Genomic DNA, 8,712 nt, shown 5'->3' with positions numbered 1-8,712 from the left:
ATCAGTCATACCTCATCTACCTGAAAAACGCTATATCACTATCAGAGGTATTCTGAGTCCTGTTCCTTTTTCTTCTTGCTTCTACTATAGCTTTCCACTTAGTGCCATGACATTACTAACGAACGATCCAATGGAAATCCTCAAGCGAAAAGCCATAATCTTCATCTTGGTATTTATGGTTTTAGGAGGAATACTAATTACATTTCTACATTTACTTGAAGGCACAACCCATACAATTTCGTTAGTAATTCCTCCTCTTACATCAATTACCTGCTTGAACCTTCTGATCTATCTCATTAAGTATCCCCAGCAAATTTACCGAGTCATAAATCTTCTTTTAGCGTGGAGTAGCTTTATCATCATTTTTCCAGAATATTCTTTTGTGATTGAGGCATGGTTAGACAAGGAAAAACGGTTGATTGATACTTTACCACCGATTTCGTCAGGACTTTTTTTGCTCACAACCAGCATGATTATTTTCTTGCGTCCTCGTCGATTGGTTCGGCTGACAATCCTACTTTGGTTTATTATAGCCGCTCCAGTGGTTGTTTACTTAATATTTCATATCCCAGAATTAGAAACACCTAGAGGCATAGATTTAATCGTTACACTTGTCCCTGCTATGGCTATTAATCTATGCTTCATTCGATTTTATTCGCAACTACAAGATGCGAACAATAAACTTTATCTTGAGCGCTTTCATCTTATGGAAATTTCCGAAAAAGATGCTCTCACCAGTGTATTTAACCGAGGTGCGGGAGAAAGGATACTCCAAGACTTAATAAATCAATCAGAGGAGCAGATCGGCATTATTTTGTGCGATATAGATCGCTTCAAACAAATCAATGATAATTATGGTCATTTAATGGGCGATCGCGTTCTACAAGTAATAGCTCAATCCTGTCAGAATCGGTTAAGAGAGAAAGATATTTTGATTCGTTGGGGTGGCGAAGAATTTTTAATTGTGGTGACAGGAGATGATGAAAAGGAATTAAAACAAATGGCGGAACATTTGAGATTGGCGATCGCCGATCGACAAATACCGGAAGTGGGCAAAGTCACTGCTTCATTTGGAGTTGCCTTGCGTCAACCGGACGAGGATATAGTTGAGCTATTTGCCAGAGCCGATCGAGCATTATATCGGGCTAAAGGGTACGGGCGGAATCAAGTAATCGCAGCCTAGTAAGTTGTTTAGTATTTTCGGGACTTTCGCATTCAACTAAATAAGCTGGGTTTTTTACCGAATTTCTAGGCTGCACGAAATATTTTCCTAAAAAACCCGGTTTCTTTGCCTTCATGCGAAAGTCATATAATATATAAATTGAGGCTCATTGGGAGGAAAATATCAAATGATTGTACCAGTTCAACCTCTAAATAAACCAGATATTGTTTACCCAGATAGTGACGGACAATTAATGGCAGATAATACTAAGCAGTTCCACTTAATTATCAAAATTCAGGGTGGTTTAGATGCCTTATTCAAGGATGCTGAAAATGTTTTTGTTGCCGGGGATTTGCTGTGGTATCCTGTCGAAGGAGATAATAAAATCCGCCAAGCACCTGATGTGATGGTAGTTTTTGGTAGGCCAAAAGGCGATCGAGGTTCTTATAGACAGTGGGAAGAAGATAATATTGCTCCGCAAGTTGTGTTTGAGATTATTTCCCCTGGTAATAGAATGGGAGAAATGTTCAAGAAATTGAAGTTTTATGAGCGTTATGGAGTGGAAGAATACTATCTCTACAACCCTGAGAATAATGATTTAACAGGGTGGTTGCGTTCAGATAATGAACTTAACGAGATTGAGCCAATGGGGGGATGGGTGAGTCCGCGTTTAGGTGTAAGGTTTGAGATTTCATCGGGAGAGTTGGAAATTTATCGACCGGATGGAGAGAAGTTTTTGTCTTATGTGGAGTTGGAAAGGCAGCGAGAATCGGCACAGCAACGTGCTGAAAAATTGGCGGCAAAATTGCGGGAAATGGGTATAAATCCTGATGAGGTTTGAATAGGTGATAGCGGCTAACTATTCTATTTTTTCATTCTTAAGATTTAGAGTCGGAGTTGTCGCATACTCTTTCTCTAAATCAATAAGTTTCTCTTTCCGAAAACTTCCCCAGCGATATCCTCCGACTCCCCCAACTTTGGGCACAACTCGATGACAAGGAATAACTAATGCAACTGGATTTGTCGCACAAGCGCGTGCCACAGCGCGGACAGAATTTGGCTGTCCAATAGCATCAGCAACGTCACTATAAGTAACAGTTCTACCAGCAGGAATTGCCTGTAAAGCATTCCAAACTTGCAATTGAAATGCTGTAGCTTTCACGTCGCAGGGAAGATTCGGTAGAGGTAAATTACCGCTAAGATAATCTATTAAAGATTGCATCCATTGACACAATTCTGAATCGGCTTTTTCCAGAGAAGCATTGCTGAATTCTCGTTGCAATTCGCTTTCAAGTTCTGCTGCATCATTTCCGAGGCGAATGTTGCAAATTCCGCGCTTAGTTGCAGCTACAATTACAAAACCGAGAGGAGAATTAGCGATCGCATAACGTATTTGTTCGCCGAAACCGAGACGTTTATAAGTATTAGGAGTCATGCCGAGTTGTTTTGGTGCTTTTTCATATAATCTGCTGCTAGAACCGTAGCCGACTTCGTAGAGGGTGGGTGCGATTTCTTCTCCCTCTCTGAGATGTTCTTTTAAACGTTTAATTCGCAGGGAATCGGCATATTGAAAAGGGGAAACTCCGACTATTTGTTTGAATATTCGCTGTAGGTGAGTGGGACTCATAGCGACGCGATCGCCTATTTCTGATAAGGTGGGTATGCGATCGCACTCTCCCTCGATATAACGACAGGCTGCAATTACCTTGTCTCTGGCGGGATTGTCAACAGTCGCATTTTGTGGCTGACAGCGCTTGCAGGGACGAAAACCTTGAATTTCTGCGGCTTCAGGTGAGTTAAAAAAAGTAACTTGGCTGCGGTTTGGTCTGCGGCTGGGGCAGGTTGGACGGCAATAAATGTTTGTCGATCGCACGCCGTAGAATAATTTACCATCAAAGTTGGTGTCTCGGTTCAGGATTGCTTGCCAAAGGGTTTCTTCTGAAAGAGATAAAATTTGCGGTGCTGATGCGTGCATAAATATTAAAGTTTAACTACATGACTTTAGCTTAAACATATTTTTAACTAGGTTCTATCCGATTCTTGCGATCGAATTTGAAAAAGGGGATAAAATCTGATGAGGTTTGAAGATGCGGCAATCGCACTGCGTTTGAACTTCCCAATAAAAAAACGTGACTCTTCCGATCTTATCAGATAAGAGCCACGCTATTTGTCTCTAAATAAACTTCAAATTGCCACCAATAATAATCGCGATCGCATCTTGATCTAACTCTCGCTTTAAGTACAAGGCAAACTGTTTAATCATCCTTTCCCCGACTTTCATCTCTGCTTGAGTGGTTAAGGCCGCAACTAAAAAACCAGGTTCTTCTACTAACTGTCCAGTTTCCTCTAAAATCCATCCTCCTTTGATATCAGGAAAAGCCGTGAATCCTCCAAATAAAGTCGCAAATAAGAATTTTGCTTGTTTTTGGTAAAAGGAGTTATCCGCTGGCTGGTTTTTATGTCGAGTTCCCGGTATAATCACGCCATTTAGACGATTTCGATCGGGCGTTTGCTCTTCAGTTAAACTGATAATTGACTGTCGCTGAGGCTCACTTGGTAATAACCTCTTGATGCTATTATCAATGGTGAAACAGAGCGCGATCGCATACGGCATTGTTGCCCAAGTTTGCTCAAGCAACACTTTTGCCTCAATCATGCTAAAATCAGTCATAACAACTCCTCGCTCTGATAAAGAGCAAAAAAATTACATTTGAAGTCAAAAAAACTAAAGCGGTACTGGTGGCAACCAGGCGATCGCTAACAAAGTTTCTAAAGCGTCTCTAGTCTCACCTGGGGTCGCTTTTTCGCTTATATGGCTAAGATAACAGGAGTAAAAATAAATGTCAACCAAAATCACCAGATATTTATCAAAAATGTGTTAAACTATAGATAATGAGTCTAAAGCCCAAGCAGGATAAGCTTTTTATGATAGTTCACCAAATGCGAACACAGCCTTAGACTACCAATCTCAACATTAAATGGTTAGTATGACAGAAACTTTTCTCTCCCACTTCACACCGAGTCTGATGTCGGGGGATATTTTAGAACAGATGCTTGTTCAACGTCAGGAACTTGCACAGGAACTTGTCGATCGCATTCGTGAAAGTGCAACTACCCCAGTTAAGCATTACACTTTACTAATTGGGCCGCGTGGTATTGGCAAAACTCATTTAATTTCTCTCATTTATCACCGCGTTCGTCATCAGGAAAATTTGCGCGATCGCCTCTTTATTGCGTGGTTATGGGAAGATAATTGGAGCATCACTTCATTTTTAGATTTAATAATTAGCATCTTTACAGCATTAAAGCAAGATTATTTAGATAAATATCAAGAGCAACTTCAGCAGAAAGTTGAAACTCTCTATTCATCTCCAGAGACGGCTGAACAGACAGCAGTAGAATTCTTAAAAGACTTTATTGGCGATCGCACGTTACTACTGCTAGTAGAGAACTTAGACCAAATATTTGACGGGTTAGGTAATTCTGGTCAAAAGCAATTTCTCTCTTTCTTGCAAGGGTCTAATTGCTGTACGATGATCGCCACCTCACCGAGTTTATTTGATGATGTTGATAATAAAAAGGCACCTTTTTATGATTTCTTTCGCCTCCACGACTTACAGGATTTAACGGTTGAAGATGCAGCACAATTATTGATAAATGTGGCAACAATCCAGGGCAATATTGAATTAAAAGATTTCATTGCTTCACCAAACGGACAAGCTCGGATTAAAGCTGTTCATCACTTAGCAGGTGGCAACCCCCGCGTCTATGTAATTTTCTCCCAATTCCTCACCCGTGAATCCCTGGATCAATTGGTGAAACCTTTTATGCGGATGCTCGATGATTTGACACCTTATTATCAGTCACGAATGCAATTTCTTTCGCCTCAACAGCGAAAAATTGTAGAGTTTTTGTGCGATCGTCGCCATGCTGTTAGTGTTAAAGAAATTGCGGAACACTGTTTTATTACACAGGCGACAGCATCTAGTCAACTTAAAACTCTGCGGAATTTGGGATATGTTACTTCTGAAGCGATTGGCCGTGAGTCTTATTATGAATTACGGGAAGTGCTGATGCGTTTTTGCCTTGATGTTAAGAAGCAGCGGGGTGAAGGGACGATACAGTTATTTGTAGATTTTTTGCGAATTTGGTACACGCGGGAAGAGTTGGAGCAGCGATTAGAATTAGGTATTGCTGATATTAGGCATAAGATGGGGATTGATGTTGCAGAACAATTGTTGAATATAAAACCCGATAAATTGCCTTTTGAGCTAATGAAATCGTTGCCTTCTAAGGCTGCAATGGAAATAAAATATCTGCGTTATGCGTTGGAAGCAGGCGAACAAAACGATCGAGACTCTGGCATGGGGGCATACTCTCAGGAATATAAAAATTTTTATGAGAAAGAAGACTATGTTAATGCTCTCCAAATCACAGATGAATTGATAATAAAAATTAATGGTAGTGCCGACGACTGGTTTTACCGGGGTTTGGCGCTAGGAAACTTAGGGCGAAATGAAGAAGCGATCGCCTCTTATGACAAAGCTATTAAAATTAAACCTGACTACCACCAAGCTTGGTATAAGCGAGGTAATGCGTTAGGGGACTTAGGACAATTTGAAGAAGCGCTCGCCTCTTATGACAAAACCATTGAAATCAAACCTGACCACCAAGAAGCTTGGTTTAATCGGGGTTGGGCTCTGCGTAAATTAGGGCGATTTGAAAAAGCGATTACCTCTTATGACAAAGCCATTGAAATCAAACATGATGATCACGAAGCTTGGTTTTACCGGGGTTATGCGCTGGATGACTTAGGGCGATTTGAAGAAGCGATTGCCTCTTACGACAAAGCCATTGAAATCAAACATGATGATCACGAAGCTTGGTTTTACCGAGGTTATGCGCTAGGAGAGTTAGGGCGATTTGAAGAAGCGATCGCCTCTTACGACAAAGTTATTGAATTCAAACCTGATGACTACTATGCTTGGAATAACAGGGGTTGGGCCTTGCAAAACTTAGGGCAATTTGAAGAAGCGATTGCCTCTTACGACAAAGTTATTGAATTCAAACCTGACAAGCACGAAGCTTGGTATAACCGGGGTGTTGCGCTGTTTAACTTAGGGAGAAATGAAGAAGCGATCGCCTCTTATGAAAAAGTTATTGAATTCAAACCTGATGACTACTATGCTTGGAATAACAGGGGTTGGGCCTTGCAAAACTTAGGGCAATTTGAAGAAGCGATTGCCTCTTACGACAAAGTTATTGAATTCAAACCTGACAAGCACGAAGCTTGGTATAACCGGGGTGTTGCGCTGTTTAACTTAGGGAGAAATGAAGAAGCGATCGCCTCTTATGAAAAAGCCATTGAAATCAAACCCGACTTCTACGAAGCTTGGTTTACCAGGGGTATTGTACTGTTCAAATTAGGGCGATTTGAAGAAGCACTCGCCTCTTATGACAAAGCCATTGAAATCAAACCTGACGACCACGAAGCTTGGAATAACCGGGGTTGGGCGCTAGGAGAGTTAAGGCGATTTAAAGAAGCGCTCACCTCTTGTGACAAAGCCATTGAAATCAAAGCTGATTACCACTATGCTTGGAATAACCGGGGTTGGGCCCTGCGAAACTTAGGACGATTTGAAGAAGCGATCGCCTCTTACAACAAAGCCCTTGAAATCAAACCTGACCACTACGAAGCTTGGAATAACCGGGGTGTGGCGCTACAAAACTTAGGGCGATTTGAAGAAGCACTCGCCTCATTAGACAAAGCCATTGAAATCAAACCTGACGACCACTATACTTGGTGTAATCGGGGGGCAACGCTCATCAAACTAAATTGCTATGAAGAAGCATTGATATCTTTAGATAAAGCCATTGAAATTGACCCCAATTATACGAGCGCTTGGTATAATCAAATCTTGGTGCTACACAAACTAAAACGCTATGAAGAATCCGCCAAATCTTTTTATAAGGTAATTGAACTTAACCCCAATTATCTTTGGATGCGACGCTGGTTGTTTTCTACACAAGAAGGTATTGAATCCTTCCTTGAATATAGCAGTAAAAATTTAGCATCTATAGATAAAGTAATTGAAGCTAGTTCCAATTTCTTCAAGAGTATCATTCGTCTCCTTGGTTTTAAGAGTTGGGATGACAGTATCACCATCTTAAATAACTCCATTGAAAATTTGAAGCCAGGGGAAGAAGCAAATACAGACGAGGCAAAACTGATAATTTCCAAATTGTTTAACAGTAAACAAGATCGAGAAGTTTGGCGATCGCGCCTCACAACCCTAGTCAACCTTTACAAAAAACACAATGTTCTCCCTGCTTTAGGACAAGGACTTGTTAACAACATCCCGGAAATAATGTCAGAAATGATTAGCGACAAAGCAGCGCGAATCTGGCTAGAAGTCTGGCAAGAACAGACAAGCAAATTCCCCGAATTTCAAATACCCTTACGCCTACTAAAAGCCGCCGTCCGCTACCGGGAAACCAAAGGCGATCGACGGGCCTTACTCGAACTTCCCATCGAAGAACGAAAATTGCTACAATCCATATTGAATTTAGAGCAATAAATAAAACAATAGGTAACAATTATGGTTTCCCAAATCACATCACTGAGAGCAGCAATTAACGCTCTTAAGCAGCATCGAGAGAAGCTGGAACCTCAACTCGGTAAAAGCAAGTTAGAAAGACTGCTTTTTAATCTCGAAGAAATCAATTTAGACATTGAAAACTTTGCCAATGAGCTTATTAGTGCTGCAAAAAAAGAAGCAGCTTTAGAGCAGCTTACAGAAACAGTTGATTCTTTTCAATATGGCTCTATTCCTCACATATTAGGACATCTTGAGACAATAGAAGAACTATTGGAAAATAACTGTTCTACCTTTCCCATACCCGCCACTAATGCTACAATATCACTATCCTAACTAACTAACCAAATTAAAAAATAGGAAAAAAACATGACAATAGCATCCCCTACCTGGAAACCTCGCCACCTCCCAGAAAAATACAAAAAAACACCAATTTCTACCGAAGAAAAAGCAAAGCAAAAAGCAGAAAGCGAACAACGATATCAACTTGCTCATGCTATTTTTGAACGAGTCCGCCCCGAACTAATCGCAGAGCATTACAATTGGTACATTACCATTGAACCAAACAGTGGCAATTATTTTATTGAACCAGACTATATGGCGATATTCCAAAAATTGCGAAATCAAGAGATAACGGGAAAAGTAGTCACTTTTCGCCTCAATGAAACGGGGATTTGTGGTACAATATGATTGAAGACAGATTTGAAAGTGAAACTAATCAACTCAACTATTTTTTGAAATGGGCTTAATTACGTTATCTCTCCAAGAAATTGCTAGACTACCTGTGACAGAACGCCATCAACTACTAGCACCATTTATAGCTGCTACAGCCGAATATTTTTTGACCGATCCTGAACTAACCGAATTTTCTGTACTTGATGGAGAAGACTGGGAAAATAACGAGCCAAATTAATATTTTCAACTATAATTAATATTCCTATAATTTAATAACTA

The 8,712-nt window shown here is 40.5% G+C and carries 8 protein-coding genes; 6 read left to right on the top strand and 2 right to left on the bottom strand.

All coding sequences use genetic code 11. The features are described 5' to 3' along the window. Both OSCI_RS18805 and OSCI_RS18800 read left to right on the top strand, forming a co-directional pair. Positions 1–1,183 (top strand): GGDEF domain-containing protein (locus tag OSCI_RS18805; RefSeq protein WP_234708774.1); only part of this gene is annotated, 1,183 nt, incomplete at its 5' end. Between the two features lie 166 nt (positions 1,184–1,349). Next, entirely contained in the window at positions 1,350–2,003 is a 654-nt protein-coding gene (locus OSCI_RS18800) for a Uma2 family endonuclease (protein WP_007356675.1), read from the top strand. A gap of 18 nt (positions 2,004–2,021) precedes the next feature. On the opposite strand, the gene ada is transcribed toward OSCI_RS18800, so the two are convergent. Both ada and OSCI_RS18790 read right to left on the bottom strand, forming a co-directional pair. Continuing rightward, complete coding sequence (gene ada, locus OSCI_RS18795) at positions 2,022–3,137, bottom strand: bifunctional DNA-binding transcriptional regulator/O6-methylguanine-DNA methyltransferase Ada (protein WP_007356674.1); 1,116 nt, start codon at positions 3,135–3,137, stop codon at positions 2,022–2,024. Positions 3,138–3,335: 198 nt separating this feature from the next. After that, positions 3,336–3,833 carry a hypothetical protein gene (locus OSCI_RS18790; protein WP_007356673.1) on the bottom strand — a complete coding sequence of 166 codons (498 nt, stop codon included), beginning with the start codon at positions 3,831–3,833 and terminating at the stop codon, positions 3,336–3,338. 316 nt (positions 3,834–4,149) lie between these two features. Between OSCI_RS18790 and OSCI_RS18785 the strand changes: the two genes are divergently transcribed. From OSCI_RS18785 to OSCI_RS30840, 4 genes are read left to right on the top strand one after another with little or no spacing between them, the layout of a single operon-like run. Then, positions 4,150–7,740 carry a tetratricopeptide repeat protein gene (locus OSCI_RS18785; protein WP_007356672.1) on the top strand — a complete coding sequence of 1,197 codons (3,591 nt, stop codon included), beginning with the start codon at positions 4,150–4,152 and terminating at the stop codon, positions 7,738–7,740. Between the two features lie 21 nt (positions 7,741–7,761). Next, entirely contained in the window at positions 7,762–8,094 is a 333-nt protein-coding gene (locus tag OSCI_RS18780; protein WP_007356671.1) for a hypothetical protein, read from the top strand. Between the two features lie 33 nt (positions 8,095–8,127). After that, entirely contained in the window at positions 8,128–8,448 is a 321-nt protein-coding gene (locus OSCI_RS18775) for a hypothetical protein (RefSeq protein WP_007356670.1), read from the top strand. Between the two features lie 49 nt (positions 8,449–8,497). After that, entirely contained in the window at positions 8,498–8,671 is a 174-nt protein-coding gene (locus OSCI_RS30840) for a hypothetical protein (protein WP_007356669.1), read from the top strand. The last annotated feature ends 41 nt before the right edge of the window (positions 8,672–8,712 follow it).

The sequence above is a fragment of the Kamptonema sp. PCC 6506 genome (assembly GCF_000180455.1).
Taxonomy (GTDB): Bacteria; Cyanobacteriota; Cyanobacteriia; order Cyanobacteriales; family Microcoleaceae; genus Kamptonema; species Kamptonema formosum.
The sequence above is the reverse complement of the archived record's forward strand: the minus strand, read 5'-3'. Positions and strand labels throughout refer to the sequence as shown.

Coding starts and splice junctions, on each gene's coding strand:
- OSCI_RS18800 (WP_007356675.1), top strand. CDS start 1,350: ATGATTGTACCAGTTCAACCTCTAAATAAACCAGATATTGTTTACCCA.
- ada (WP_007356674.1), bottom strand. CDS start 3,137: ATGCACGCATCAGCACCGCAAATTTTATCTCTTTCAGAAGAAACCCTT.
- OSCI_RS18790 (WP_007356673.1), bottom strand. CDS start 3,833: ATGACTGATTTTAGCATGATTGAGGCAAAAGTGTTGCTTGAGCAAACT.
- OSCI_RS18785 (WP_007356672.1), top strand. CDS start 4,150: ATGACAGAAACTTTTCTCTCCCACTTCACACCGAGTCTGATGTCGGGG.
- OSCI_RS18780 (WP_007356671.1), top strand. CDS start 7,762: ATGGTTTCCCAAATCACATCACTGAGAGCAGCAATTAACGCTCTTAAG.
- OSCI_RS18775 (WP_007356670.1), top strand. CDS start 8,128: ATGACAATAGCATCCCCTACCTGGAAACCTCGCCACCTCCCAGAAAAA.
- OSCI_RS30840 (WP_007356669.1), top strand. CDS start 8,498: ATGGGCTTAATTACGTTATCTCTCCAAGAAATTGCTAGACTACCTGTG.